A 24413-nucleotide genomic window follows, 5' to 3' on the forward strand; every position below is an offset into this window, starting at 1 on the left:
GGGCCCGCTCGTGTCGCGTACCTCTGTTACAAGGAAGACTAATGGTCAAGGTCATCGCTTCTTCTGTCCGCAAGGGCAACGTCCTCGATGTCGACGGCAAGCTCTATGTCGTGCTCACCGCGCAGAACTTCCATCCGGGCAAGGGCACGCCGGTCACCCAGGTCGATATGCGCCGCATCTCCGACGGCGTGAAGGTGTCCGAGCGCTACCGCACGACCGAGCAGGTCGAGCGCGCCTTCGTCGAGGACCGCGAACACACATTCCTCTACGAGGATGCCGAAGGCTTCCACTTCATGAATCCGGAGACCTACGACCAGCTCGTCATGTCTGCCGACGATATCGGCGACCAGAAGGCCTATCTCCAGGAAGGCATGGCGGTGATGCTGTCGATCCATGAAGGCTTGGCCATCGCCATCGACCTGCCGCGTCACGTTGTCCTCGAGATCACCGAGACCGAGCCGGTGGTCAAGGGCCAGACGGCCTCTTCCTCCTACAAGCCTGCGATTCTCTCGAATGGCGTTCGCACTTCGGTGCCGCCGCACATCCAGGCCGGGACCCGCGTCGTCATCGCGACGGAAGACGGCTCCTACGTCGAACGCGCCAAGGACTGACGCTGCCGCGTCGGCACTGCATTGCCCGCGCATCATTGGAAGCTCCGACAATGGGGACGGCTTGCCGTCCCCATTATCGTTTCGGCGCTCGAGCCCAACCACAACGCATGGTGCAAGCCGCAAAAATCCGGCGTGCATTCTGCCGCGTCGGTGCTACTGCATGTCTCCTAAAATTGCCCTCGATTTAAGGACAAAGACATGCAGTAATTCTAAGTGCCACAGCGACCTTTGCGCGTCTGATAAGACGCGCGGCGCTGTAGGGTCACATCCCGCCGCCATTGGAGCGGTACCAGAGCGAGGCGCCGCATGTTTCCACTGTCGCATATGATGAAGGCTTTCATCCGCAAGGGTCGCCTGACGGTGATCGACACCGATGGCAAGAGGCACGTCTTTTCCGGCGAGCCTGGCCCAAGCGTGACGATGCGGCTGACGGACAAGCGGCTCTATCGCACCCTCGTCTTCAACGCGGAGCTTGCCGCCGGCGAGGCCTATATGGACGGCACCATGCGCTTTGAGGAGGGGTCGACGCTGAAGGACTTCCTCACTCTCTTTTCGATCAATCGCCTTTCGCTCGGCTCCTATCCGATCCAGAAGCTCCTGCGCGCGATCAAGATGCGCTTCCGCAAGCGCCAGCAGGCGAATCCGAAGGGCAAGGCCCAGCAGAACGTCGCCCATCATTACGATCTCGGCAATGACTTCTATAGGCTCTTCCTCGATGAGAACATGCTCTATTCCTGCGCCTATTTCCGCGAACCCGGCGAGACGCTGGAGGCGGCGCAGCGCAACAAGCTGAGGCTGCTCGCCGCCAAGCTCTGCCTGAAGCCCGGCATGAAGGTACTCGATATCGGCTGCGGCTGGGGCGATCTCGCCCTCTATCTGGCTTCGCTGGAAAATGTCGAGGTTGTCGGCGTCACACTTTCGAAGGAACAGCAGGCGCTCGCCTCCGAGCGGGCACTGGCGGCGGGGCTTTCCGACCGGGTGCGGTTCGAGCTCAAGGACTATCGCGATGTCGAAGGGCCCTTCGATCGCGTCGTCTCCGTCGGCATGTTCGAGCATGTCGGCGTCCACCACTACGACGAATTCTTCAAGAAGCTGAACGCGCTGATGCCGGATGACGGACTCGCCGTGTTGCATTCGATCGGCCATATGAGCCCACCCGGAATGGCCAGCCCCTGGCTTCGTAAGTACATTTTCCCCGGGGCCTATTCGCCGGCCCTCTCGGAAGTCTTCGAGGTCGTCGAGCAGAACAGCCTCTGGGTCACGGATGTCGAGTTCCTGCGCCTTCATTATGCGACCACGCTCGCCCACTGGTGCGAACGGTTCGAGAAAAACCGCGACAAGGTGGTCGCGATGTATGACGAGCGCTTCGCCCGCATGTGGGAATTCTACCTGATCAGCGCGGAAATGATGTTCCGCACCGGCAGCCAGCTCGTGTTCCACATGCAATTGTCGCGTTCGCGTGATGCGGCGCCGATCGTCCGCGACTACATCACCGACCGGCAGCGCGCCTATCTGGAGCAGGAAAAGGCCCTCGATCTCTCGATTTGAGCCGAGCGCCAGGGGAGCCGACTTGACGCCCAAGGGGATGGAGCCTAATTCTTTAGAATAATTCTAAAGAAGGCTTTCGATGCTTGCCCGCTTTTTCTCCCGCTCGAAACGCCCGTTCCTCTCCCTGAGCGAACAGGAAATCCTTGCGCTCGCCATTTCGGCGGAAGAGGACGACGGCCGCATCTATCTCGCCTATTCGGATGCGCTTCGCGAAAAATATCCGCACTCGGCCAGTGTCTTCCAGGAAATGGCGGAGGAGGAAAGCCGACATCGCCAAGCCCTGATCGACCTGCATGTCGCCCGTTTCGGCGACCGCATTCCGCTCATCCGCCGCGAGCATGTGCGCGATTTTCCGGAGCGCAAGCCCGATTGGCTGATCGCCGAAATGCCGATCGAAAAGGCGCGCGAAGAGGCCGAGGCGATGGAGGCGGCGGCGCATCGCTTCTATCTGGAGGCGGCAGCGCGCAGCCGGGATGCGGCGACGCGCAAGCTTCTAGGGGACCTCGCAATCGCCGAGAAGGCGCATGAATCGCTCGCCCGCCGGCTTGGCGAGGAGCATACGCCCAAGGACATACGCGACGCGGAAGACCACGTGTCCCGCCGGCAATTCATCCTCACCTATGTCCAGCCGGGCGTCGCCGGACTGATGGACGGCTCTGTTTCGACGCTCGCGCCGATCTTCGCCGCCGCCTTCGCCACGCAGGACACGTGGCAGACCTTCCTGGTCGGGCTCTCCGCCTCGGTCGGCGCCGGCATTTCCATGGGCTTCACCGAAGCCGCGCATGACGACGGCAGGCTTTCGGGCCGCGGCTCACCGGTCAAGCGCGGCCTGGCTTCTGGCATCATGACGGCGCTGGGCGGCCTTGGCCATGCGCTGCCCTATCTCATTCCGCATTTCTGGACGGCGACGGTCACCGCTATCGTCATCGTCTTCTTCGAGCTCTGGGCGATCGCCTTCATCCAGAACCGCTATATGGAGACGCCGTTCCTTCGGGCTGCCTTCCAGGTCGTGCTCGGCGGCGGCCTGGTGCTCGCGGCTGGCGTTGTTATTGGTAACGCCTGACGATGCGGGACATGAAAAAGGGCCGACGACCGGCCCTTTTTCGACATCCCCTCAATGTAACGTCCCTTACTGGCCGACGGAGCCGACAAGCACTTCCGCACTGTTGTCAATCGTGACCCAATGGCCGCTATGGCGCGTGGCCTGGCGCTTGAGAAAACGATAGGGAGTCTGGGTCCAGAGCTTCACGCCACTGGAGAGATTGTCGAGGATGAAGTCGCCCTGGGCGGTGCGCACCGTCAAAACCGCGTGTCCCTCGCCATCCGGCTTGCGCACGACGGTCAACAGCAGGTCGCCCGCGGAAAAACCTTTCTGCATCAAGCGTCTGCGCTTCTCGAGGGCGAAATCCTCGCAGTCACCCCGTCCATTGGGATAGGACCAGATTTCCTCCCTGCCATGGAGTTCCTGATCGGTCATCGCTACGATCGCGCGATTGACCGAGGCGTTCACCTGCCGGATGACGGCCCAGCCGCCGGCGGTGACACGCGGGGCCACCCCAGTGCGCGACCGGACGCTGCATTCGCTCTTGTGTCTCTGGCAGAACTCGTAATGCCCGATCGGCTGCGAGGTCGCCGAACCGGTCTGCATCCAGGGAGAAGCACCCGCCTGCGCAGGAATTGCCATGTTTGCCGAAAGGAAAATTGCGCAGAGTCCAGCTACGCTTGTCTTAACCCCATTCCAAATTGCCATACAAATCCCCTGCAACGCGACCTGCTGTTCCCGCCTTGTCGCGCAATCCTGAGTTGATGACAGCTTTTTTAGGATTTCCCCTGACGCTGTTCTAATCGTTAACAAAGAGTTAATATAGTCTGATCCTCGGTGTCAATCGGCTGAATGGCGGATTGTACTTTATGGTTAAGCGCCCCAACCAAAATGCGCGCAAGGCCTTTGCGCCCCAGCGCTTCGGAGGGGTTTTCAGCAGCAGGTGAAATTCCTGACGGGGCGTCCGGCGGCCGATCAGGCCTTGGCGATGAGCGAGTCGATCGCCTGTTTCAGTTTGGCAATGTCTTCCTCTCGCGACAACCGATGGTCGCCATCGCGGATCAGGGTCATCACCACATCGTCGGACGGCATGTGCTCCATCAGCCTGAGCGCGTGCGTGTAGGGGACATCCGGATCGCGCATGCCCTGGAGAATGTGCACCGGGCAGCCGGTTTCGATCGGCCCGTTCATCACCCGGTTGTCTCGGCCGTCCTCGATGAGGGCGCGGGTGAAGATATTGGGCTCGGGACTGTATTCCGACGGCTCCTCGAAATAGCCTTGCTCGGCAAGGGACGCCTTTTCGGCTTCGGTGAGGTTGGGTTCGATCAGCTCGGCGGTGAAATCCGGGGCAGGGGCGATCAGCACGAGGCCGGCAACCCGCTGGCCCTCGCCGCGGCGCCGGAGTTCCTCGACAAGGCGGAGTGCGACCCAGGCGCCCATGGACGAGCCGATGAGGATCACGCGTCCGCTCGTCGCATGGTCGACGACTGCGAGGCCTTCCTCCAGCCAGCGCGAAATCGTGCCGTCCCTGAACTCGCCGCCGGAGGCGCCGTGGCCGGAATAATCGAATCGGATGCAATCGGCTCCGACGGCGCGGGCGTGGCGCTCCACCTCGACGGCCTTGGTGCCGGTCATGTCGGAGCGATAGCCGCCGAGCCAGATGAGGGCGGGAAACGCCGAAGCGGGTTCGGCGCGGAAGATGCGCATGGCGATCACCCGCAACGAGGCGTCCTTGCCCACCTCCATCCGCGAGATTTCGGGTTCGATCGGCGTCGCTGACATGGCACATCTCCCTTTGGACCGCGATGCGCCGGGTCGATCGGACCCGGCCCGAACCGGAGCCGGGAGAAGGCGGAAAATCGCGCTCCCTTTTGCTCCGTCTCGCCCGAACGCATCCGCTTCGAGCGGATTTTCTTCTAAAACAGATTCGCCAACGCTTCGACAGGTGGTGATTTTCCCTGCGCACCATGCTATTGACTCTGGAGCCGCAATTCACACATTGCCGTCGGTGACTGTTTCAAGCGCATCGTTTGAAATCGCGCTGACCGTTTTTGCACCATTAGTACGTAAACAGCTCGAGGAGAGTACGACCATTCGCAGACCGTTCAAAGCGGACGCCCCAGTAAAAGAAGGGCCTCGCGCAAACAAGGAAATCCGGGTTCCCCGGGTCCAGCTCATCGATGCCGAAGGCCAGAACCATGGCATCGTTCCGATCGACCAGGCGCTCCGAATGGCGGACGAGGCCGGTCTCGATCTGGTGGAGATCGCACCGAACTCTGATCCGCCGGTGTGCAAGATTCTCGATCTTGGGAAGCTGAAATACGCAAACCAGAAGAAGGCCGCCGAGGCGCGCAAGAAGCAGAAGATCGTCGAGATCAAGGAAATCAAGATGCGCCCGAACATCGACACCCATGATTACGAGGTGAAGATGAAGGCCATGAACCGCTTCTTCGAGGAAGGCGACAAGGTCAAGGTGACGCTGAAGTTCCGCGGTCGCGAAATGGCCCACCAGGAACTCGGCATGAAGCTTCTGATGCAGGTCAAGGACGACACCCAGGCGATCGCCAAGGTCGAAGCCGAGCCGAAGCTCGAAGGCCGGCAGATGATGATGGTGCTGGCGCCGAAGTGATCGGCGCCGATGCTTGTCGCGCGACAGCGCCGCGCGTCTTGATGGGATGCGCAAAGGTCGCGGTAGCACCTCGAACTGCTGCATGTCTTTGGCCTCGAATAGGGGGTCGATTTAACGAGGCATGCAGTTGAGCAGGAGCGAGATGATGAAGGCCGCCTCCGGGCGGCTTTTTCATGGGCTCCGACAGATTGGAGCGTGCGTTTACGGCGCTTCGAGCGCTTGTTCCGGCCGGGGGATCTGTGCCTGCCGCGCCGCGCCTCTTGTCGGGCGCAAATGTCGCTCCAGCACCTCAAATTACGGCATGTCCTCGTCCTTGAAATCACGGCCGATTTTAAGGAGACATGCAGTAGCCCGGCTTCTTCTGCAGCCGGGTTGCGTTTTTCCGGAGGGGCGGGTATAAGCCCCCGTCCGAACGGTCCGGCAGGGCATGCCGTGGCCGTTCTTAACGCTGGAGACGGGCCCACGTCTGCCCGTTTCGACAACGAAGAACAATGGAGTAGCAAAATGCCCAAGATGAAGACGAAATCGTCTGCCAAGAAGCGGTTCAAGATCACCGCCTCGGGCAAAGTCAAGGCGCAGGCTGCCGGCAAGCGCCACGGCATGATCAAGCGTACCAACAAGTTCATTCGCGACGCGCGCGGAACCATGGTTCTCGCCGAAGCAGATGGCAAGAAGGTCATCAAGAACTACCTGCCCAACGGTCTCTGAGACGTCAGGCATATTGGATACTAAGGAGATCATGACATGGCACGTGTAAAACGCGGCGTAACCGCCCACGCCAAGCACAAGAAGACGCTGAAGGCCGCCAAGGGCTTCTACGGCCGCCGCAAAAACACCATCCGCGCCGCCAAGGCTGCGGTGGACCGTTCCAAGCAGTACGCCTACCGCGACCGCAAGGTCAACAAGCGCAATTTCCGTGCGCTCTGGATCCAGCGCATCAACGCCGCCGTGCGCGAGCACGGGCTGACATACGGCCGCTTCATCGACGGCCTGAACAAGGCCGGCATCGAGATCGACCGCAAGGTTCTCTCCGACATGGCGATCCATGAGACGGTTGCATTCACGGCGCTCGTCGAAGCCGCCAAGAAGGCGCTCGCCTATCTCAAGGAAGCCGGCACGGCAAACGAGTTTGAAAGCGCTGTCCGTTAAGCCAGCGTTTTCCCAAGACCGTTTCTAAAAATTGTTGGGAAACCCGCGCTGGCAGGGCTGGCGCGGGTTTTTCTTATTCGGCGCATCGCCCGCGATTGATGCGATCGCACTGCTGAGAATTGAACCGATACACCGAACCATTCCCGCATCGAGGCAGGACAGAATGAGCGAATTGGAAACATTGGAACGGAGATTGCTGGCGGAAATCGATGCCGCCGGCGACGAAGGGGCGATCGAGGCGGTGCGCGTCGGCGCGCTCGGCAAGAAGGGTTCGATTTCCGAACTCCTGAAGACGCTCGGCACGATGAGCCCGGAAGAGCGCCAGACGCGCGGCGCCCGGATCAATGCGCTGAAGACCACTGTGACGGAGGCGATCTCCGCCCGCAAATCGGCTCTGAAGGATGCTGCGATTGCCGAGCGGCTGGCACGAGAGACGGTCGACATCAGCCTGCCCGTGCGCTCATCGCCGGCCGAGCGCGGCCGCATCCATCCGATCAGCCAGATCGTCGACGAGATCACCGCCATCTTCGGCGACATGGGCTTCTCGATCGCCGAAGGGCCGGACATCGAGACGGATTACTACAATTTCACCGCCCTGAACTTCCCGGAAGGCCATCCCGCCCGCGAGATGCACGACACCTTCTTCTTCGAGCCGGACGAGAAGGGCGAACGCAAGGTGCTGCGCACCCACACCTCGCCGGTGCAGGTGCGCACGATGGAGGCGCAGGAGCCGCCGATCCGCATCATCATCCCCGGCAAGACCTACCGACAGGATTCCGATGCCACCCATTCGCCGATGTTCCATCAGGTGGAGGGACTAGTGATCGACAAGACCGCGAACGTCGCCAACATGCGCTGGGTGCTGGAAGAATTCTGCAAGGCCTTCTTCGAGGTAGACCAGGTGACGATGCGCTTCCGCCCGTCCTTCTTCCCCTTTACCGAGCCTTCCTTCGAGGTCGACATCCAGTGCGACCGTTCCGGCCCGATCGTCAAGTTCGGCGAAGGCAAGGACTGGATGGAGATTCTCGGCTGCGGCATGGTGCATCCGAACGTGCTGAAGGCCGGCGGGCTCGATCCGGACGAATATCAGGGCTTTGCCTGGGGCATGGGCCTCGACCGCATTGCCATGCTGAAATATGGCATGCCGGACCTGCGCGACTTCTTCAATGCCGATGTCCGCTGGATGACCCATTACGGCTTCCGTCCGCTCGACATGCCGACGCTCTTCGGCGGCCTTTCGGCGTGATCGCCCGCGCACGTTCTCTTAGGGCGGGATGCGCTCACAGACGTTCGCACTGCCCGCCCTATCGATTTGTATTACCGCATTTGTGCAACGTCAGGTGATCCCCCTGACTGCAAAATGCTCTAGGACACAGGTGAAATCATGAAGTTCACGCTTTCCTGGCTGAAGGACCATCTGGAAACCGACGCCTCGCTCGAGGAAATCTGCGCCCGCCTGACGATGATCGGGCTCGAAGTGGAGGATGTCGACGACAAGGCCGCCTTCAAACCCTTCGTCATCGCCAGGGTCATCTCGGCCGAGCAGCACCCGAACGCCGACAAGTTGAGGGTGCTGAAGGTCGACACCGGCTCCGGCGAGCCGGTGCAGGTCGTCTGCGGCGCGCCGAACGCGCGTACCGGCCTCGTCGGCGCCTTTGCCGCCCCCGGCACCTATGTGCCCGGCATCGCGGTTACGCTCTCGGTGGGCAATATCCGCGGTGTCGAAAGCCGCGGCATGATGTGCTCGGAGAAGGAGCTTGAGATATCCGAGGACCATACCGGCATCATAGACCTGCCCGAAGACGCGCCGGTCGGCACGAGTTACGCGGTCTATGCGGGCCTCGACGACCCGGTCATCGAGATCAACCTGACGCCGAACCGGCCGGATTGCACCAGCGTCCACGGCATTGCCCGCGATCTCGCCGCCTCCGGCCTCGGCACCCTGAAGACGCGGCCGGCGCCGTCCTTCCCGGTCGAAGGCGAAACGCCGGTGAAGGTGCGACTCGACCTCGGCGAAGACAAACATCTCTGCCCCGGCTTCGCGCTCCGCCTCGTGCGCGGCGTCAGGAACGGTTCCAGCCCCGCCTGGATGCGCCAGCGGCTGACCGCAATTGGCCTCAGGCCTATCAACGCGTTGGTCGACATCACCAACTATATGACCTTCGACCAGGGCCGCCCGCTGCACGTCTTCGATGCAGCCAAGGTCATCGGCAACCTCACGGTACGGCGGGCGAAGGAGGGCGAGAAAGTGCTCGCGCTCGACGGCCGCGAATATTCGCTCACGCCGGCCAATGTGGTGATCGCCGACGAGGACGACATCGAATCGATCGGCGGCATCATGGGCGGCGAGCACTCCGGCTGCGACGAGGCGACCACCGACGTACTGATCGAATCGGCCCTCTGGGACCCGATGAACATCGCCAAGACAGGCCGCACCCTCGGCATCATCACCGATGCGCGCTACCGTTTCGAGCGCGGCGTCGACCCGGAATACATGGTGCCGGGCATTGAAAGGGCGACGGAACTGGTGCTGGAGCTCTGCGGCGGCACCGCGGCAAAGCTGGACGTCGTCGGCTACGAAGGCCATGAGCCGAAGCGCGTCGACTTCCCGATCTCGGAAGTGAAGCGCCTGACGGGTCTCGAGGTCTCCTCCGAAGAGAGCGTCTCGATCCTCGAGAAGCTGGGCTTCGGCGTCGAGGGCTCCGGCGAGCGCTTGAGCGTCACCGTTCCCTCCTGGCGGCCGGACGTCGACGGCAAGGCGGATCTGGTTGAAGAAGTCATGCGCATCCATGGCGTCGACAACATCCTTGCCGCGCCGCTGCCGAGCCACAATGCCGTCAACGGCAAGATCCTGACGACGCTGCAGATCCGCACCCGGCAGGCGCGCCGCGCACTCGCCAGCCGCGGCATGCTGGAAGCGGTCACCTGGTCCTTCATCTCGGAGGAGCAAGCGAAGCACTTCGGCGGGGGCCAGCCGGCGCTGAAGCTTGCGAACCCGATCGCCGCGGACATGTCCGACATGCGACCCTCGCTGCTGCCGGGGCTTTTGACCGCCGCGCAGCGCAATGCCGACAAGGGCTATGGCGACGTCGCGGTGTTCGAGGTCTCCGGCACCTATGAGGGTGATACGCCCGAGGCGCAACGTCGCGTCGCCGGCGGCATCCGCCGTGGCACCGCCTCGCTCAACGGCGCCGGCCGGCTCTGGTCGAATGCGGCGAAGGGCGGCGGCAAGCCGGTCGACGTCTTCGATGCCAAGGCCGACGCCATTGCCGTGCTCGAAGCCTGCGGCGTGCCTATGGCCAATGTCCAGTTCGAAGCCGGCGGTCCCTCCTGGTATCATCCGGGCCGTTCGGCCACGATCAAGCTCGGTCCGAAGATTGTGCTCGGCGCCTTCGGCGAGTTCCACCCGAAGACGCTTGACGCCCTCGACGTCTCGGGCCCGCTTTGCGGCTTCGAGATCTATATCGATGCCATGCCGGAACCGAAGAGGAAGGCGACGCGCACGAAGCCAGCGCTGGAGCTTTCGCCCTTTCAGGCGGTCAAGCGAGACTTCGCCTTTGTCGTGGACAAGGCGGTCGAAGCGGCCGCGATCATCCGCGCCGCATCCGGGGCCGACCGCAAGCTAGTGACAGGTGTCAACGTCTTCGACGTCTTCGAAGGGACGTCGGTTGGCGAAGGCAAGAAGTCGGTGGCGATCGAAGTGACGATCCAGCCGCTCGAACGGACGCTGACGGACGAGGATTTCGAGGAACTGACGTCCCGGATCGTCGCCAATGTCGCCAAATCCACCGGCGGCGTGCTCCGCGCCTGAAAGTTTGGTTGAAGGTGGGGCGGACCTCTGTTGTGTTCGCCCCCTCCCGCCTTCCGCCGTCTTTTCGTTTCGTGGCGACTACCATGGCAGCGCGTGGGCGCCTGTCTTCGGGCTGTCGAGCAGGATGGTCGAGCGAAGGGTCTTGATCTCCGCCATATCCTCGAACTTGCTCCAGAGCAGGCGTTTGTAATCGGCGACATCCCGCACGGCGATCTTCAGCAGGAAATCGAAGTCGCCCGCGACCGTATGGCACTCGACTACCTCCGGCATGCGGGAGACGAGTTCGATGAAGCGTTGCCCGACCTTGCTGGCTGTTCGCTCCAGGGTCACCTCGACAAAGGCCTGAAAACCGATCCCGAGCGCCTTTTGGTCCACCACGACCGTCTGGCGGATCACGCCGGACGCATAAAGGCGCGCCAGCCGCCGCGAGAGAGGTGCGGGTGAAAGCCCCACCTTCTCCGCCAGTTCGTTATTGCTCCGCGATGCGTCCTCGACCAGCAGGGCGATGATCCGCCGGTCGGTGGCATCCAGTTCCGTTCGTCCGCGTTCCATCGAAAGCGACTCCGGTTCGTTTGAGCAAATGGAAGTAAGATACAATGCAGATGCAGGCAAAAATAACTAAATCCAATTTGCTGAAAAGACAAATTCATTGTCGAATTTGCGTCCGGCCGGATTTAGAGAGGAGGCGGACAGGCGGCCGATGCGGCCTTGCCTTCGCGCCGCCCCGAGAGGACTATTCAAGTCCTTGAGTTTCTGGAGGGAATACCAGCATGTTCGATACACTCGCCCGCCAACCAGACGATCCGTTGCTGGCCCTGATCGGCCTCTTCCGAAAGGACGAACGCCCTGGCAAAGTGGACCTCGGCGTCGGAGTCTATCGGGACGAAACCGGGCGCACGCCGATCTTCCGCGCCGTCAAGGCGGCGGAGAAGCGGCTCTTGGAGGCACAGGATACGAAGGCCTATGTCGGTCCGGAAGGCGATCTGGTCTTTCTCGATCATCTCTGGGCGCTCGTCGGCGGCGACACCGTCGAGCGGAGCCATGTGGCGGGCGTGCAGACGCCCGGCGGCTCGGGAGCGCTTCGGCTGGCGGCGGATCTCATTCATCGCATGGGTGGTCGGAGGATATGGCTGGGCTTGCCGAGCTGGCCGAACCATGCGCCGATCTTCAAGGCGGCCGGACTCGAAATCGCGACCTATGACTTTTTCGACATTCCCTCGCAGTCGGTCCTCTTCGACAATGTCGTCAGGGCGTTCGAAGGGGCGGCGGCCGGCGACGCGGTGCTCCTTCATGCGAGCTGCCACAACCCGACCGGCGGCGTGCTGAGCCAGCCGCAATGGTTGGAGATCGCCGCTCTTGCCGCCGAGCGCGGCCTGTTGCCGCTCTTCGATCTTGCCTATCAGGGATTCGGTCGCGGCGCCGATCCGGACGTCGCCGGTCTCAGGCACCTTTTGACCGTCGTTCCCGAAGCGCTCGTCGCCGTCTCCTGCTCGAAATCCTTCGGGCTCTACCGCGAGCGCACCGGAGCGATCTTCGCGCCAACCACCTCGCCGGCGGCCGCCGACACGGTGCGCTCCAATCTCGCCGGCCTTGCCCGTACCAGCTATTCGATGCCGCCGGATCACGGCGCCGCGGTCGTGCGTACGATCCTCTCCGACCCGGCGCTCGCCCGCGACTGGGCGGAAGAACTGGAAGGCATGCGCCAGCGCATGACCGGCATCCGCCGGGCGCTTGCCGAGGGGCTCAGGTCTCGCTGGCAGAACCTGGGCGCGATCGCCGACCAGGAGGGCATGTTCTCCATGCTGCCCTTGACGGAAGCGGAGGTGATGCGTCTGCGGACGGAACACGGCATCTATATGCCTGGCTCCGGCCGCATCAATATTGCCGGGTTGAAGACCGCGGAAGTCGACGATGTCGTCGGCAAGTTCATGAGCCTCTGAGCGGTTGCGCCTGCATGGGAACCCTGGACAAGACAGCTGCCGACGCCGTGGCGGTGGACCGCCACCGGCTTTACGAGGACCTGCTCGCTATCCTGACCGGTGCTCTTGTCGTGTCGCTCGGCGTGGTGATCTACAGCAAGGCGGTGCTGCTGACCGGCAGCACCGCCGGGCTGGCGCTGCTTCTGCAATACGCGACCGGCTCAAGCTTCTGGCTGATGTTCTCGCTCGTCAACCTGCCCTTCTACCTGCTCGCGATCAAACGGCTCGGCTGGCTCTTCGCGCTCAGAACCTTCGTCGCCGTCAGTCTCGTCTCGCTCTTCACCCGCCTGACGGCCGGGTGGGTCGAGTTCGCCCGGCTCGATCCGGTCTACGCCACCATCGCCGGCGGCGCCTTGATGGGAATGGGCCTGCTCATCCTCTTCAGACACCGCACCGGCCTTGGTGGCATCAACATCCTCGCGATTTACTTGCAGGAAAGATGCGGTATCCGCGCCGGCTATTTCCAGCTCGGCGTCGATCTGGCGATCCTCACGGCCGCCGCCTTCGTCCTGCCGCCGGCAAACCTTGCCCTCTCCATCGTCGGTGCAACGGTGGTGAACCTCATGCTGGCGATCAACCACAAGCCCGGCCGCTATGTCGGTGTGACTTGATTTTGCGGCCCTTTTCTCTTGCCTTCCCCACCGCTACCGCTTCATTTATGGACAAAGTCACGCCACGACTCAAAGTGCTATAGCGGCCTTTGCGCGTGTGATAGGACGCGCGGCACTGTGGCGTACAGCGCAATGAAGAGGTTATGGCAATGGTGGTCACGATCTACGGCATCAAGAACTGCGACACGATGAAGAAGGCGCGGAGCTGGCTCGATGGCCGCGGGACCGTCTACCGGTTCCATGACTACAAGGCCGAGGGAATCGACCGCAGCCAACTCGAGCGCTGGTGCGCGGAGCTTGGCTGGGAGACGGTGCTGAACCGTGGCGGCACGACCTTCCGCAAGCTCGACGACGCCGAGAAGCAGGAGCTGACGGCGGACAAGGCAATCGCGCTGATGCAGAAGCAGCCGTCGATGATCAAGCGCCCGGTGCTGGAGGTGGAAGGCAAGCTGCTTGTCGGTTTCAAGCCGGAACTCTACGAAGCCCAGTTCGGGGCATGAGCGGGATGAGCGGAAGGATGCGCGTCTGTTCGTCCGCATCCCGCCTCTCCAACAGGGCATAGGGGACAGGTCATGTCGAAGACGACCCGTGCAACCCAAGCGCTCGCAAAGGCCGGTATCGCCTTTACCACTCACAGCTATGACTACGATCCCGGGGCCGAGCGGGTCGGGTTGCAGGCGGCGGAAGCGCTCGGCGAGGATCCGTCGCGCGTTTTGAAAACGCTGATGGCGGAGGTGGACGGCAAGTCCGTCTGCTGTATCGTGCCTTCGGACCAGGAGGTGAGCATGAAGAAGCTCGCCGCCGCCTTCGGGGGCAAATCGGCCAACATGATGAAGCCTGCCGATGCCGAGCGCCTCACCGGCTATCACGTTGGCGGCATCAGCCCCTTCGGCCAGCGGAAGATCGTTCCGGCCGCGATCGAGGAAGCGGCGTTTGCCGAGGCGCTGGTCTACATCAATGGCGGCCAAAGAGGGCTGCAGGTGCGGCTTTCACCGAAGGATGCGCAGGCGGTTCTGCAGGCAATTGCCGCTCCGCTGATCGCTTGATCGACATTACTTGAAGCGGGAAAGCAAGGCCGCCAGTTCACGCGCCTCGCCTTCGCTGAGCCTTGCGCCGACATGTCGTTCGATTGACTGCGCGTAGGTCTGCCAGATGCGCGCCTGCATGGCCCGGCCGGCCTCGGTGATCACGACCCATTGGCCTCGGCCGTCCTCGTCGAAAGCTTCGCGACGCACCAGCCCCTCTCTCTCCAGCCGGTCGATCAGCCGCGAGAGATTGTACTGGGCAAGCAGCGTCCGGGCTTCGATCTCGAAGGGACGCAACCGGCCGTCTTCCGCCTTCGCCAGCTCCCAAAGCACATCATACCAGCCGAGCGGCGGCAGCCCCGCCGTCTTGAAATCCTTCTCGATCGCCGCGAGGACGCGCTGCTGCGCTCGCATGAGCCCGATCCAGGCCTCTGTCGTCGCCATGGTCGGCACTGAGATTTCTTCCTCTTTCATAGATGCAATTACATTTATCTTGACGGATTTTGCAAGTCGGCTTATCAATAGATGCAGATGCATATATATTAGGAGACCTCAAATGAACGCGCATCTGACCCTGATCAGCCACCATCTCTGCCCCTATGTGCAGCGCGCCGCCATTGCGCTTGCGGAGAAAGGCGTTGCATTCGAGCGTGTCCATATCGATCTTGCCGACAAACCCGACTGGTTCCTGAAGATCTCGCCGCTCGACAAGGTGCCGCTGCTGCGCGTGCCGCAGGAGGGCGGGGAGGCGATCCTCTTCGAAAGCTCGGTGATCTGCGAATATCTGGAAGAAGCCCTCCCGGGAGCGAAACTGCATCCGTCAGAGCCACTGAACAGGGCACGGCATCGGGGCTGGATGGAGTTCGGCTCGTCCATTCTGTCCGATCTCTGGATATTTGAGACCACGCAGGACGCCGAGACGCTCGAGACCAAGCAGAAGGCTCTTCGGTCCAAATTCGCGACCGTCGAGGCGGAGCTTGGCGACGGGCCCTATTTTGCCGGTGTCGGTTTCAGCCTGGTCGACGCCGTCTTCGCCCCGATTTTCCGTTACTTCGACGTGTTCGATCGTATCTCGGACCATGGCGTCTTTCACGGTCTGCCGCGCCTTCGCGGCTGGCGCCAAGCGCTGTCGGCCCGGCCGAGCGTGGTAACGGCGGTCACAGAGGATTACCCCGAACGACTGCTGGCATTCCTGAAAAGGCACGATGCAGCCTTGCTCAAGGCACGAAAGATCGCCGCCTGAGGTTATGGGTGAAGGGAGAGCTTCTGTTTTGCGTGGAAGCGGTCTAAAACCGCGATGATACCGTTAAGAAGAGCAGGAGCAGCCATGAACGCCCCCCTTCAAACCGCCAAAAGCCCTGTCGATCCCTTGAAGCTTGAAAAACTCGCGGAGGTCGCCGTCAAGGTCGGCCTGCAGCTGCAGCGAGGCCAGGACCTGGTGCTGACGGCACCGATCGCCGCATTGCCGCTGGCCCGCCTCATCACTAAGCACGCCTACAAGGCCGGCGCCGGGCTGGTGACGACGTTCTATGCGGATGAGGAGGCGACGCTGGCTCGCTATACCCATGCGCCGGACGAGAGTTTCGACCGGGCGAGCGACTGGCTCTACGAGGGGATGGCCAGGGCCTTTGCCAATGGCGCGGCGCGGCTTGCAATCGCCGGCGACAATCCGATGCTCCTCGCCTCGCAGGACCCCCAGAAGGTCGCGCGCGCCAACAGGGCGAATTCGACGGCCTACAAGCCGGCGCTCGAGAAAATTTCGAACTTCGACATCAACTGGAACATCGTCTCCTATCCGAATCCCTCCTGGGCGCGGCAGGTCTTCCCTGACGATCCCGAGGCGGTCGCCGTCGAGAAGCTCGCGAACGCCATCTTCGCGGCCTCCCGCGTCGACGTGGACGACCCGGTCGCAGCCTGGGAAGAGCACAATGGCAATCTCCGCCGACGTTCGTCCTGGCTGAACGAGGAACGTTTTGCGGCCCTGCATTTCACCGGCCCCGGCACGGACCTGGTCGTCGGGCTGGCGGACGGCCATGAGTGGCACGGCGGTGCCTCCACCGCCAAGAACGGCATCACCTGCAATCCGAACATCCCGACCGAGGAAGTCTTCACGACGCCGCATGCCTTGCGCGTCGAAGGGCATGTATCGAGCACCAAGCCGCTTTCGCACCAGGGTACGCTGATCGACAATATCGAGGTGCGCTTCGAAGGCGGCCGCATCGTCGAGGCCAGGGCCACGCGCGGCGAGGAGGTGCTGAAGAGGGTGCTCGACACCGACGAAGGCGCCCGCCGGCTCGGCGAAGTGGCGCTGGTGGCGCATTCCTCGCCGATCTCGGCAAGCGGCATCCTCTTCTACAACACGCTCTTCGACGAGAACGCGTCCTGCCACATTGCGCTCGGCCAGTGCTATGCGAAGTGCTTTCTCGACGGCGCCAATCTCAGCCAGGAGCAGATCAGCGCCCAGGGCGGCAATTCGAGCCTTATCCATATCGACTGGATGATCGGCTCCGGCGAAGTCGATATCGACGGCGTTCGCAGCGATGGCGCTCGTGTGCCGGTGATGCGCAAGGGCGAGTGGGCATAAGCCTTAAAGGCCTCACGATCTGTGGGCCGCGGCGTGCCCAGGCGCGGCAGGCGATGCGTGAAGCGGGGCGGGTCGGGGAACCCTCTGGGTCTGTTGGCTCAGCCAGACGCTCGCGAATACGACGACGATGCCGAGCGATTGCACGATCGTAAGCTCCTGGCCGAGCACGCTCCAGCCGAGCAGGATTGCAACGACGGGGCTCAGGAAGCCGAGCGGTGCGACCTGGGACGGTTCCAGCCGAGCGAGGCCGCGGAACCAGAGAAGATAGGTAAACGCGGCGCCGATCAGGCCGAGATAGCCAAAGCCCCATAGATTCGTGGCCGTAAGCGGCGGCAGCGCCGGCTCGAAGAAGAGCGCCACCGGCACCAGCAGCAGTCCGCCGGCGGCCAGTTGCCACGCTGTGAAAGTCAGAGCGGTAACTGGCGGCGCCCAATGGCGCGCAAGCACCGTGCCGATGGCCATGGAGACGGCGCCGGAAAGGCCGGCGACGACTCCTATCGGATCGAGGCTCGCCTGCGGTGTGAGCACGAGAAGAGCGACGCCGCCCATCCCGGCAAGACCTGCCGCCACGCTCACGAGCCGGATCGGTGAGCCGAGCACCAGTCGTGACAGGCCCACGACGATTAGCGGCTGGATGGCGCCGACAGTGGCGGCGACGCCGCCGGGTAGGCGGTAGGCGGAGACGAACAGCATCGCCCAGAAAAAGGCGAAGTTGAGCGCACCGAGCAGGAAACTGCGGGCCCACCAGACGCCTCTTGGCATCTCTCTCACGATAAGCAGAAGCAGGAGGCCTGCAGGCAGCGCCCTCAGCATCGCAACCGTCAACGGGTAGTCGGCAGGCAGGAACTCGGTCGTAACCAGATAGGTGCTTCCCCAGATCGCCGGTGCGACGGAAGTGAGCGCGACATCGAAGCTTCGCCTCGTCTCCATTGTATTCACCTCAAGAATCTCTACGTCAAGATAAATCTATCATGACGCATTTTATCTTGACGTCAAGATAAATCGCGGCTAGGAACGGGCCAAGAAGGTGGGTTGATGGATCACGTCGACAAAATCCTGACGCAATGGAATCGGGAGCGGCCGGATCTCGACGTATCGGCCATGGGCCTGCTCGGCCGGCTCGCGCGGCTCCGTGCCCATCTCGCCCGCGAGGTGGATAAGGTCTTTGCCGAGCACGGCCTGACCTCGGCGAGTTTCGATGTGCTGGCGGCGCTCAGGCGGTCAGGGCCTCCCTTTCAGCTTTCACCCGGCGATCTTCTGGCAACGACCATGGTCACTTCCGGCACGATGACCAACCGGATCGACCAGCTGGAAAAGGCGGGCCTTGTCGAACGCCTCGATAACCCGGAAGACCGGCGGGGCGTGATCATCGCATTGACCGCCGAAGGCCTGAAACGCGTCGACACGGCCGTGACCGCCCACGTCGCGAACCAGCACCGTCTGTTGCAAGGTCTTGAGGCCGACGACAGGCAGGCGCTTGACCAGCTATTGAAAAAACTGCTCTCCGCCTTCGAATGAGACCGGTCGCATCTATTCGGATGCGCCGCGCACCATCAGGATCAGATCAGAACAGGCTGCCCTGCTTGGAGGGCTCAGCGGGCCGCGCCGGCCGCTTCTTCGGCGCTGGCGGCGTAGGCGGTGCGTCGCCTTCGCTTGCGACTGCAGATACGCGGCCATCGGCAAACTCCAGGGAGAGGGTCATGCCCGGCTTTACGGCCGTCGCGTGTTTTACCGGCTCATCCTCGGCGTCCCGCACAAGTGCAAAGCCGCGTCTGAGCACGTTGCGATAGGAGAGGGACTGCAGCACCCGGTCCTGCGCGGCGAGCGCGCCTTTCACGCGGCGCAGCTCCGCCCCAATAGCCGCGTCGCCCCGCGAACCAAGGCTCGAAACGCGGTCCCGGGCACGATGGATCTGTCCGACGAGGCGCGAAGGCAGCGCTCGCAGCGAAGCATCGGCGGCGGAAACGCGCGACTGGCGCCGGTCGAGCTGGCGTTCGACGCACCGTTCTGCTCGGCTCACGAGATCGGAAACGCGCTGCCGGCGATCGCCGATCCGCGTTTTGATGAGCTCCGGGCGCAGATGGGCGGCCGAGCGCTCGAAGCTGCGTCGCTTGTTGGCCGTGTTCATCTGCAATCCGCGGCCGAGGCCGGCGGACACCTCATCGAAGCGACGCCGCGGCAGCGCCAGCAGCTGATCGAGCGAAGGTAGCGCGCGGGCGAGTGCGCGCAGCCCGTGTCGCCGGTGGTCCATCTGTCGCGTGACCGCGCCCTTGAGGCGAGCGGCGAGACTTGCGATCTGCGCCTCGAGTTCCGCCTTCACCGGTACGGCCATCTCGGCTGCCCCCGTCGGCGTCGGTGCCCGCTGGTCGGCCGCATAGTCGATCAAGGTCCAATCCGTCTCGTGGCCGACGGCCGAGATCAGCGGAATGCCCGAGGCGGCCGCCGCGCGCACCACGGCCTCGTCGTTGAAGCACCAGAGATCCTCGAGGCTGCCGCCACCGCGGGCGACGATCAGCACGTCCGGCCGCGGAATGGGGCCGCCGGGTTCCAGGGCATTGAAGCCCTGTATGGCGGCGGCAATCTCGTCGCCTGCTCCGTCGCCCTGGACCCGTACCGGCCAGACGACGACCTGGACCGGGAAGCGGTCGGCGATCCGATGCAGGATGTCGCGGATGACCGCGCCCGTCGGCGAGGTCACAACGCCGATCACCCTCGGCATAAAGGGAAGCGGCTTCTTGCGAGCGGCGTCGAACAGGCCCTCGGCCGTGAATTTTCGCTTGCGCTCCTCGAGGAGCGCCATCAGCGCGCCGGCGCCTGCCGGCTCGAGCGATTCGATGACGATCTGGTATTTCGACGAGCCGGGGAAGGTCGTAACCCGGCCGGTCGCAATCACCTCCATGCCCTCTTCCGGCCGGAACCTGAGCCGCGCAAACGCGCTCTTCCAGATCACCGCATCGATTCGGGCGCGATCGTCCTTGAGCGCAAAATAGGCGTGGCCCGAGGAATGCGGGCCGCGATAGCCGGAAATCTCGCCCCGGACCCGCACATGCTCGAAGGTCTGCTCGATCGTGCGCTTGATCGAGCCGGACAGTTCCGACACCGAATATTCGGCGACGTTGCTGGGAGAATCGGAATCGAAGAACGAGCTCATGCGCTCTTTGTAGCCGACGATGCCTGGAAGATCAGCAGCAAGACGCGCCTATCTACGGTTTTTCCGGCAATACACCCGTCGATTAGTGTTTCAGCCGGAAGAGCTTAAGGCCGGTACCGGGCGTCACCGGCAAAGCGTCGAGGAAATCCGGGACCTTGCCGGCATTGAGCTGGCTGTAGAGGCCGTCGTGTGCTTTCTCGATGACCAGCCTCGTTTGCGGATCCTTGGCGCAAAAGGCGATCACCGGATTTCCGAGCCGCCTCAGCATATGGGCTGCCTCCTCGGGCGCAGCCAATCCGATGCGGAGCTCCGTCAGCATGCCCTCCGGATTTCTATGGTAAGGTGCGCTCAGGGCGCGGTGCTCGGTGAAGCGGAGAATGGAGGCGCCCATATTCGAGGGGTCGACGACCAGCGTGGGGGGGAGTTGTCGAAGATCCGTCATGGCCTCCGCCGAAGTGCAGAGTCCCCAGCCCTGCCGCCTGTCGCCATTGCCGGCCAAATCCGCCGCGCCATTGGTAGCCAGTTCGCCCGCCAGAGCCCAGACTGCCGGAACGGAGACAAGAACGGCGACCGCGTAGATGAGAGAGGCAAGGGCTCGCCGTCGCTCGCGCATCGAGTTCGTCCGCAAATCGACGAGCAGGAGCGAGGCCGGCAGGATGGCGATCAGATTGGAAAAGACGGCACCGCGAACCTGCATCAGCGCGATACACCAGGTAACAAGCACCAGTGAACCAAGGATCAGGTGCAGGGCAACGCGGTCGCGGCGCCGGATCCGCCATGCGCAGATCGCGAGCGCAAAGAATCCCGAGAAATAAAAGGCGCCGAGACCACCCGATCCTTGTCTCGCCAGGGCGAGAAATGACTGGGCCTCGGTCACGTTGTCGAGCCAGAGTTCCCAGAGCAGCGGATCGAGGTCGTCGAGCGGATTTTTGAGGCACTGCGGCGCAATGCCGAGGGCGAAGCCGGCGGTGATGACCCCGTTGAGGCCGAGGACAAGCAAACGTCCGAACCGTCCGAGGCGGCTTGCCGCCAGGGCGGAGACGGCAAGCAATCCACCGCCGAGCGCCGAGAGCGAGAAAAACGCGAGGGAGAGGCTATCGCATGTCACCGCAGCATAGAGATGCGGCGGAACCGTCAGGAAGAATGCAGCGCTCACCGTTGTGGCAAGTGCCGCTCCGAAAGCCGTGGCGGCAGCGGCGAAGCGCTGCCCCTCGCAAGCCCAGAGGACCGCCACCAGCAGGCATATCACGGCGACAAAAGGCGTCGTCTCGGCGCCGATGGCGATCGCCAGCGCCGCCGCGACGCCGGCAATTGCGAAACTCTCTGCCCGGTATTGCCGATCAACGAGCATGGCGATCATCACCGCGGCGAGGACGAGTTGCACATTGTGGTGATCGATCGAACCCGCCTGGAAACGATTGCTGGTCACAACGAAGATGGCCGTGAAGAAGAGGCAGAAATGCATGCATTGCGGGCCGCCGGCCCGTCTGCCGGCGAGACCCATGGCCGCCATGAGTGGCAGCACCAATATCATCGGCCAGACCGCGAGCGCCATCGCCTCGGCGCTTTCGGCCCCCGCGAATGGTTTGAAGAGGGTGATAAGAGCGGCGATCGGCAGGTCGATGAGGCGCGACCAGTGCATCAATGTGCCCCCGTCGAGACCGAGTCGGACCTGTGTCAGGTCGAACCAGCTCTGCCCGGCCAGGAGATCGCGAACCTGGACGAGCCGCATCACGTCGTCATTGTCTCGCCCGACGTAATCGGCGGCGCGTATCATCTTGCCGCAAAGGAAAACGACGACGGAAAGGCCGTAGCCAAGCACCGCCCAGGACAACCGCGTCCAGGGCGGAACCCGCGCGCTCAGGTCCTCCGATGCGGATCTTGCCCCAATCAAATCTGTCATCGGATCGCCAAGCCTCTATCGCCTCCATGGTCGCGATTGGGCTGGCCCACACCGCGGGGTGATTGCAGCGGCAAGAAGGCATCTTCGCCTCTGTAGCCACTCTGCCGCGATCCTATTCGGGGCCGCTCAAGAAAGCGTAAAACTGGCAAAGGACCGCGACGTCGTGGCATTGCTCCGCGCCCCTAGCGTCTTGTTAACCGCGGCCCTTGTAGGATCGGGACGATTTCCGCAAACCGAGCCGCGATCCATGTCCGACCAACTCGACGTTGCCGTCCTCCTGCCCTGCTACAATGAAGCCTCGACCATCGGCGAGGTGGTGCGAAATTTCAAGGCTGCGCTGCCCGCCGCCCGCATCTATGTCTACGACAACAATTCCACCGACGGCACGGCGCTCAAGGCAATGCTTGCCGGTGCAAGCGTCGTCCGCGAGCGCCGCCAGGGCAAGGGCCACGTCGTGCGGCGCATGTTTGCCGACATCGAGGCGGACATCTACATCATGGCCGACGGCGACGGCACCTATTCGCCGGCCGATGTGGAGGATCTCATCCTCACGCTCGTGACCGAGCAGGCCGACATGGTCGTCGGCACGCGCCGCGACATTCACGTCGAGGCCGGGCGGCAGGGCCACGCCTTCGGCAACCGCCTCTTCAATCTTCTCTATCGTTCGATCTTCGGCACGGATTTCAGCGATATTTTTTCCGGCTACCGGGCGTTCTCCCGCCGATTCGTGAAGAGTTTTCCTGCCCTTTCCAACGGCTTCGAGATCGAAACGGAGATGTCGGTGCACGCCTCGCGGCTGAAGCTGCCGGTCAGCGAAATCGAACTCGATTACGGCCGGCGCCCCGAGGGCTCGCATTCGAAGCTCTCGACCTTCAAGGATGGCGCAAAGATCCTCTGGATGTTCGCCATGCTGATGAAGGAGACGCGCCCCTTCACCTTCTTCAGCCTGATCGGCGCCGGTTTCCTCGCGGCAAGCCTCCTGTTCATGGTGCCCGTGCTGATCGAGTATTTCGCAACGGGGTTTGTCCCACGCCTGCCGACCTGGGTCTTCTCGCTGGTGCTGTTGCTCATCTCCATCCTGCTGTTCACCGCCGGCCTCATCCTCGACTCGGTGTCACGGGCGCGAACGGAGCAGTTGCGTATGCACTACATGACGCTCGCCCGGCGGGCGCCGCGCGAAAGAAAGGAGCCGGCGGAGAGCGCCGCTCCGCTTGCGAAGCGCCGGATCGGGAAGACTGCCGCGTAAAATATGGACCATTGCCGATGAACCGCGAAACCACCAACCGCATCCGCTTCGTCATCGAGGACGTCATTCCGCCGATCCTGCGCGACTCCCGCCTTTTCAAGGGCATCGCCCGCCTTGCATGGGGTGACCACATCGCGCATCTGGCCCGCTTCCGTGAGCGGGCGCCGTTCCTGTCGGCTGCCGAATACGAGGAACTCTACCGGAAGCATCCGCGGGTGCACGAAGGCACGGACAATTCAGAGGCCTGCATCCGCAAGATTGCGACGGAGATCCGGGGCTCCAGCATATGCGACGTCGGCTGCGGCACGGGCGCATTGCTCAGGCGGATCGGAAGCACAAATCCGGCTGTCAGCCGGCTGACCGGCGTCGATTTCGCCATCGACGACGCCGCGGCCATCGACGGCATCGAATATGTCGCCGCCAAGATCGAGGAACTGCCCTTTGCCGACGGGGAGTTCGACACGGTCGTCTGCACCCATGTAATCGAGCATATACTCGACTATCGCCGCGCCATAGCAGAGCTTCGGCGCATCGCCCGGCGACGTGTGATCATCGTCGTGCCGCGCGAGCGGGAGTACCGCTATACCTTTAATCCGCACTTCAATTTCTTCCCCTATACGCATTCCTTCCTGAGGGCGATGCACCCGGTGCCGGAGCATCATGAATGCATCGACATCGGGCGCGACATCTTCTACCGGGAAGACAGATACCGGGAAGACGGGGCGTGAGGCCGGGAGATCGCCGATGATGTCCTTCAATCTCTCGCCGGCGGTCTGGTTCGGATTGATCTTTACCCCGGTCCTGATCTCGAGTGGGCAAATCCTGTTCAAGCTGACCAGCGCCAAGACGGGCGGTCTCAACCTGCAAGACCTGGTGTCGCTCGTTTCGAATCCGACGCTCCTGACAGCCTTGGCGCTTTATGGACTCGGCACGGTGATCTGGATCTTCACCTTGAAATCGGTGCCGCTGACGCTCGCCTACTCGTTCATGGCGCTGACGTTCTGCTTCGTCCCCGTCTTTGCCGCCGTGTTCCTCGGCGAGGCGCTCACGCTTCGCTATGCCGCCGGCGCCGTGCTCATCATCGGCGGCATGCTCCTCATCAATTCCTGAGATCCGCGACCCAA

At 62.8% G+C, this 24413-nt stretch carries 25 protein-coding genes; 18 read left to right on the forward strand and 7 right to left on the reverse strand.

Annotated elements, in window-relative coordinates:
- The first annotated feature begins 41 nt into the window (after positions 1-41).
- The 3 genes from efp to mbfA all read left to right on the forward strand — a co-directional run bounded on the left by efp (position 42) and on the right by mbfA (position 3222).
- The gene (gene efp / locus SJ05684_RS17310; RefSeq protein WP_034853555.1) at positions 42-611 is read left to right on the forward strand and encodes an elongation factor P; all 570 of its coding nucleotides are present in this window, start codon (positions 42-44) and stop codon (positions 609-611) included.
- Between the two features lie 306 nt (positions 612-917).
- On the forward strand, positions 918-2159 hold the full coding sequence (locus SJ05684_RS17315; RefSeq protein ID WP_034853557.1) for an SAM-dependent methyltransferase: 1242 nt from the start codon (positions 918-920) through the stop codon (positions 2157-2159).
- Between the two features lie 79 nt (positions 2160-2238).
- The gene (gene mbfA, locus SJ05684_RS17320) at positions 2239-3222 is read left to right on the forward strand and encodes an iron exporter MbfA (RefSeq protein ID WP_034853559.1); all 984 of its coding nucleotides are present in this window, start codon (positions 2239-2241) and stop codon (positions 3220-3222) included.
- A gap of 66 nt (positions 3223-3288) precedes the next feature.
- Here the strand turns inward: mbfA and SJ05684_RS17325 are convergent, their stop codons facing one another.
- Together SJ05684_RS17325 and SJ05684_RS17330 are read right to left on the reverse strand one after the other, a co-directional pair.
- Positions 3289-3909: a transglutaminase-like cysteine peptidase gene (locus SJ05684_RS17325; RefSeq protein WP_034853565.1), complete on the reverse strand. Its 621-nt coding sequence runs from the start codon at positions 3907-3909 to the stop codon at positions 3289-3291.
- Between the two features lie 267 nt (positions 3910-4176).
- Positions 4177-4983 carry an alpha/beta hydrolase gene (locus SJ05684_RS17330; protein ID WP_034853566.1) on the reverse strand — a complete coding sequence of 269 codons (807 nt, stop codon included), beginning with the start codon at positions 4981-4983 and terminating at the stop codon, positions 4177-4179.
- Between the two features lie 310 nt (positions 4984-5293).
- Between SJ05684_RS17330 and infC the strand changes: the two genes are divergently transcribed.
- The 5 genes from infC to pheT all read left to right on the forward strand — a co-directional run bounded on the left by infC (position 5294) and on the right by pheT (position 10790).
- On the forward strand, positions 5294-5830 hold the full coding sequence (infC, locus tag SJ05684_RS17335; RefSeq protein ID WP_083846102.1) for a translation initiation factor IF-3: 537 nt from the start codon (positions 5294-5296) through the stop codon (positions 5828-5830).
- Between the two features lie 504 nt (positions 5831-6334).
- Positions 6335-6538, forward strand: coding sequence for a 50S ribosomal protein L35 (gene rpmI, locus SJ05684_RS17340; RefSeq protein WP_034853570.1), 204 nt, complete (start codon positions 6335-6337; stop codon positions 6536-6538).
- Positions 6539-6574: 36 nt separating this feature from the next.
- Entirely contained in the window at positions 6575-6979 is a 405-nt protein-coding gene (gene rplT, locus SJ05684_RS17345) for a 50S ribosomal protein L20 (RefSeq protein WP_034853571.1), read from the forward strand.
- A gap of 163 nt (positions 6980-7142) precedes the next feature.
- Entirely contained in the window at positions 7143-8225 is a 1083-nt protein-coding gene (gene pheS / locus SJ05684_RS17350) for a phenylalanine--tRNA ligase subunit alpha (RefSeq protein ID WP_034853573.1), read from the forward strand.
- A gap of 138 nt (positions 8226-8363) precedes the next feature.
- Positions 8364-10790, forward strand: coding sequence for a phenylalanine--tRNA ligase subunit beta (pheT, locus tag SJ05684_RS17355; RefSeq protein ID WP_034853574.1), 2427 nt, complete (start codon positions 8364-8366; stop codon positions 10788-10790).
- Between the two features lie 78 nt (positions 10791-10868).
- On the opposite strand, the gene SJ05684_RS17360 is transcribed toward pheT, so the two are convergent.
- On the reverse strand, positions 10869-11342 hold the full coding sequence (locus SJ05684_RS17360) for an Lrp/AsnC family transcriptional regulator (protein WP_034853577.1): 474 nt from the start codon (positions 11340-11342) through the stop codon (positions 10869-10871).
- Positions 11343-11560: 218 nt separating this feature from the next.
- On the opposite strand from SJ05684_RS17360, the gene tatA reads away from it, so the two are divergent.
- From tatA to ybaK, 4 genes are all read left to right on the forward strand, one after another.
- A complete protein-coding gene (gene tatA, locus SJ05684_RS17365; RefSeq protein ID WP_034853579.1) occupies positions 11561-12730 on the forward strand; it encodes a tyrosine aminotransferase in 1170 nt (389 codons plus the stop codon).
- A 14-nt stretch (positions 12731-12744) separates the two neighbouring features.
- Complete coding sequence (locus SJ05684_RS17370; RefSeq protein WP_034853580.1) at positions 12745-13380, forward strand: YitT family protein; 636 nt, start codon at positions 12745-12747, stop codon at positions 13378-13380.
- 149 nt (positions 13381-13529) lie between these two features.
- Complete coding sequence (locus tag SJ05684_RS17375; RefSeq protein WP_034853623.1) at positions 13530-13880, forward strand: ArsC family reductase; 351 nt, start codon at positions 13530-13532, stop codon at positions 13878-13880.
- Positions 13881-13952: 72 nt separating this feature from the next.
- On the forward strand, positions 13953-14426 hold the full coding sequence (gene ybaK, locus SJ05684_RS17380; protein ID WP_034853582.1) for a Cys-tRNA(Pro) deacylase: 474 nt from the start codon (positions 13953-13955) through the stop codon (positions 14424-14426).
- Between the two features lie 6 nt (positions 14427-14432).
- Here ybaK and SJ05684_RS17385 read toward each other — a convergent pair whose 3' ends face one another.
- Complete coding sequence (locus tag SJ05684_RS17385) at positions 14433-14879, reverse strand: MarR family winged helix-turn-helix transcriptional regulator (protein ID WP_034853584.1); 447 nt, start codon at positions 14877-14879, stop codon at positions 14433-14435.
- An 82-nt stretch (positions 14880-14961) separates the two neighbouring features.
- Between SJ05684_RS17385 and SJ05684_RS17390 the strand changes: the two genes are divergently transcribed.
- Positions 14962-15648, forward strand: coding sequence for a glutathione S-transferase family protein (locus SJ05684_RS17390; RefSeq protein WP_034853586.1), 687 nt, complete (start codon positions 14962-14964; stop codon positions 15646-15648).
- 84 nt (positions 15649-15732) lie between these two features.
- Positions 15733-16989: an aminopeptidase gene (locus SJ05684_RS17395; protein WP_034853588.1), complete on the forward strand. Its 1257-nt coding sequence runs from the start codon at positions 15733-15735 to the stop codon at positions 16987-16989.
- A gap of 12 nt (positions 16990-17001) precedes the next feature.
- Here SJ05684_RS17395 and SJ05684_RS17400 read toward each other — a convergent pair whose 3' ends face one another.
- Positions 17002-17919: an EamA family transporter gene (locus SJ05684_RS17400; protein WP_050979961.1), complete on the reverse strand. Its 918-nt coding sequence runs from the start codon at positions 17917-17919 to the stop codon at positions 17002-17004.
- Positions 17920-18024: 105 nt separating this feature from the next.
- Between SJ05684_RS17400 and SJ05684_RS17405 the strand changes: the two genes are divergently transcribed.
- The gene (locus SJ05684_RS17405) at positions 18025-18507 is read left to right on the forward strand and encodes a MarR family winged helix-turn-helix transcriptional regulator (RefSeq protein ID WP_034853591.1); all 483 of its coding nucleotides are present in this window, start codon (positions 18025-18027) and stop codon (positions 18505-18507) included.
- Positions 18508-18553: 46 nt separating this feature from the next.
- On the opposite strand, the gene xseA is transcribed toward SJ05684_RS17405, so the two are convergent.
- Entirely contained in the window at positions 18554-20140 is a 1587-nt protein-coding gene (gene xseA / locus SJ05684_RS17410) for an exodeoxyribonuclease VII large subunit (RefSeq protein ID WP_034853593.1), read from the reverse strand.
- Positions 20141-20222: 82 nt separating this feature from the next.
- A complete protein-coding gene (locus tag SJ05684_RS17415; protein ID WP_034853596.1) occupies positions 20223-22043 on the reverse strand; it encodes a hypothetical protein in 1821 nt (606 codons plus the stop codon).
- Positions 22044-22290: 247 nt separating this feature from the next.
- Here SJ05684_RS17415 and SJ05684_RS17420 point away from each other — a divergent pair, with 247 nt between their 5' ends.
- From SJ05684_RS17420 to SJ05684_RS17430, 3 genes are read left to right on the forward strand one after another with little or no spacing between them, the layout of a single operon-like run.
- Complete coding sequence (locus SJ05684_RS17420) at positions 22291-23289, forward strand: glycosyltransferase (protein WP_034853599.1); 999 nt, start codon at positions 22291-22293, stop codon at positions 23287-23289.
- A 17-nt stretch (positions 23290-23306) separates the two neighbouring features.
- Positions 23307-24017 (forward strand): class I SAM-dependent methyltransferase, encoded by a 711-nt coding sequence (locus tag SJ05684_RS17425; protein WP_034853602.1) that lies wholly within the window; start codon positions 23307-23309, stop codon positions 24015-24017.
- Between the two features lie 16 nt (positions 24018-24033).
- A complete protein-coding gene (locus SJ05684_RS17430; RefSeq protein WP_244426617.1) occupies positions 24034-24399 on the forward strand; it encodes a DMT family transporter in 366 nt (121 codons plus the stop codon).
- Positions 24400-24413 lie beyond the last annotated feature (14 nt).

The organism is Sinorhizobium sojae CCBAU 05684 (assembly GCF_002288525.1).
Classification (GTDB): domain Bacteria; phylum Pseudomonadota; class Alphaproteobacteria; order Rhizobiales; family Rhizobiaceae; genus Sinorhizobium; species Sinorhizobium sojae.

What these genes read in the sequence shown, in the direction of transcription:
- efp (WP_034853555.1), top strand. Translation starts at nt 42, where the DNA reads ATGGTCAAGGTCATCGCTTCTTCTGTCCGCAAGGGCAACGTCCTCGAT.
- SJ05684_RS17315 (WP_034853557.1), top strand. Translation starts at nt 918, where the DNA reads ATGTTTCCACTGTCGCATATGATGAAGGCTTTCATCCGCAAGGGTCGC.
- mbfA (WP_034853559.1), top strand. Translation starts at nt 2,239, where the DNA reads ATGCTTGCCCGCTTTTTCTCCCGCTCGAAACGCCCGTTCCTCTCCCTG.
- SJ05684_RS17325 (WP_034853565.1), bottom strand. Translation starts at nt 3,909, where the DNA reads ATGGCAATTTGGAATGGGGTTAAGACAAGCGTAGCTGGACTCTGCGCA.
- SJ05684_RS17330 (WP_034853566.1), bottom strand. Translation starts at nt 4,983, where the DNA reads ATGTCAGCGACGCCGATCGAACCCGAAATCTCGCGGATGGAGGTGGGC.
- rpmI (WP_034853570.1), top strand. Translation starts at nt 6,335, where the DNA reads ATGCCCAAGATGAAGACGAAATCGTCTGCCAAGAAGCGGTTCAAGATC.
- rplT (WP_034853571.1), top strand. Translation starts at nt 6,575, where the DNA reads ATGGCACGTGTAAAACGCGGCGTAACCGCCCACGCCAAGCACAAGAAG.
- pheS (WP_034853573.1), top strand. Translation starts at nt 7,143, where the DNA reads ATGAGCGAATTGGAAACATTGGAACGGAGATTGCTGGCGGAAATCGAT.
- pheT (WP_034853574.1), top strand. Translation starts at nt 8,364, where the DNA reads ATGAAGTTCACGCTTTCCTGGCTGAAGGACCATCTGGAAACCGACGCC.
- SJ05684_RS17360 (WP_034853577.1), bottom strand. Translation starts at nt 11,342, where the DNA reads ATGGAACGCGGACGAACGGAACTGGATGCCACCGACCGGCGGATCATC.
- tatA (WP_034853579.1), top strand. Translation starts at nt 11,561, where the DNA reads ATGTTCGATACACTCGCCCGCCAACCAGACGATCCGTTGCTGGCCCTG.
- SJ05684_RS17370 (WP_034853580.1), top strand. Translation starts at nt 12,745, where the DNA reads ATGGGAACCCTGGACAAGACAGCTGCCGACGCCGTGGCGGTGGACCGC.
- SJ05684_RS17375 (WP_034853623.1), top strand. Translation starts at nt 13,530, where the DNA reads ATGGTGGTCACGATCTACGGCATCAAGAACTGCGACACGATGAAGAAG.
- ybaK (WP_034853582.1), top strand. Translation starts at nt 13,953, where the DNA reads ATGTCGAAGACGACCCGTGCAACCCAAGCGCTCGCAAAGGCCGGTATC.
- SJ05684_RS17385 (WP_034853584.1), bottom strand. Translation starts at nt 14,879, where the DNA reads ATGAAAGAGGAAGAAATCTCAGTGCCGACCATGGCGACGACAGAGGCC.
- SJ05684_RS17390 (WP_034853586.1), top strand. Translation starts at nt 14,962, where the DNA reads ATGAACGCGCATCTGACCCTGATCAGCCACCATCTCTGCCCCTATGTG.
- SJ05684_RS17395 (WP_034853588.1), top strand. Translation starts at nt 15,733, where the DNA reads ATGAACGCCCCCCTTCAAACCGCCAAAAGCCCTGTCGATCCCTTGAAG.
- SJ05684_RS17400 (WP_050979961.1), bottom strand. Translation starts at nt 17,919, where the DNA reads ATGGAGACGAGGCGAAGCTTCGATGTCGCGCTCACTTCCGTCGCACCG.
- SJ05684_RS17405 (WP_034853591.1), top strand. Translation starts at nt 18,025, where the DNA reads ATGGATCACGTCGACAAAATCCTGACGCAATGGAATCGGGAGCGGCCG.
- xseA (WP_034853593.1), bottom strand. Translation starts at nt 20,140, where the DNA reads ATGAGCTCGTTCTTCGATTCCGATTCTCCCAGCAACGTCGCCGAATAT.
- SJ05684_RS17415 (WP_034853596.1), bottom strand. Translation starts at nt 22,043, where the DNA reads ATGACAGATTTGATTGGGGCAAGATCCGCATCGGAGGACCTGAGCGCG.
- SJ05684_RS17420 (WP_034853599.1), top strand. Translation starts at nt 22,291, where the DNA reads ATGTCCGACCAACTCGACGTTGCCGTCCTCCTGCCCTGCTACAATGAA.
- SJ05684_RS17425 (WP_034853602.1), top strand. Translation starts at nt 23,307, where the DNA reads ATGAACCGCGAAACCACCAACCGCATCCGCTTCGTCATCGAGGACGTC.
- SJ05684_RS17430 (WP_244426617.1), top strand. Translation starts at nt 24,034, where the DNA reads ATGATGTCCTTCAATCTCTCGCCGGCGGTCTGGTTCGGATTGATCTTT.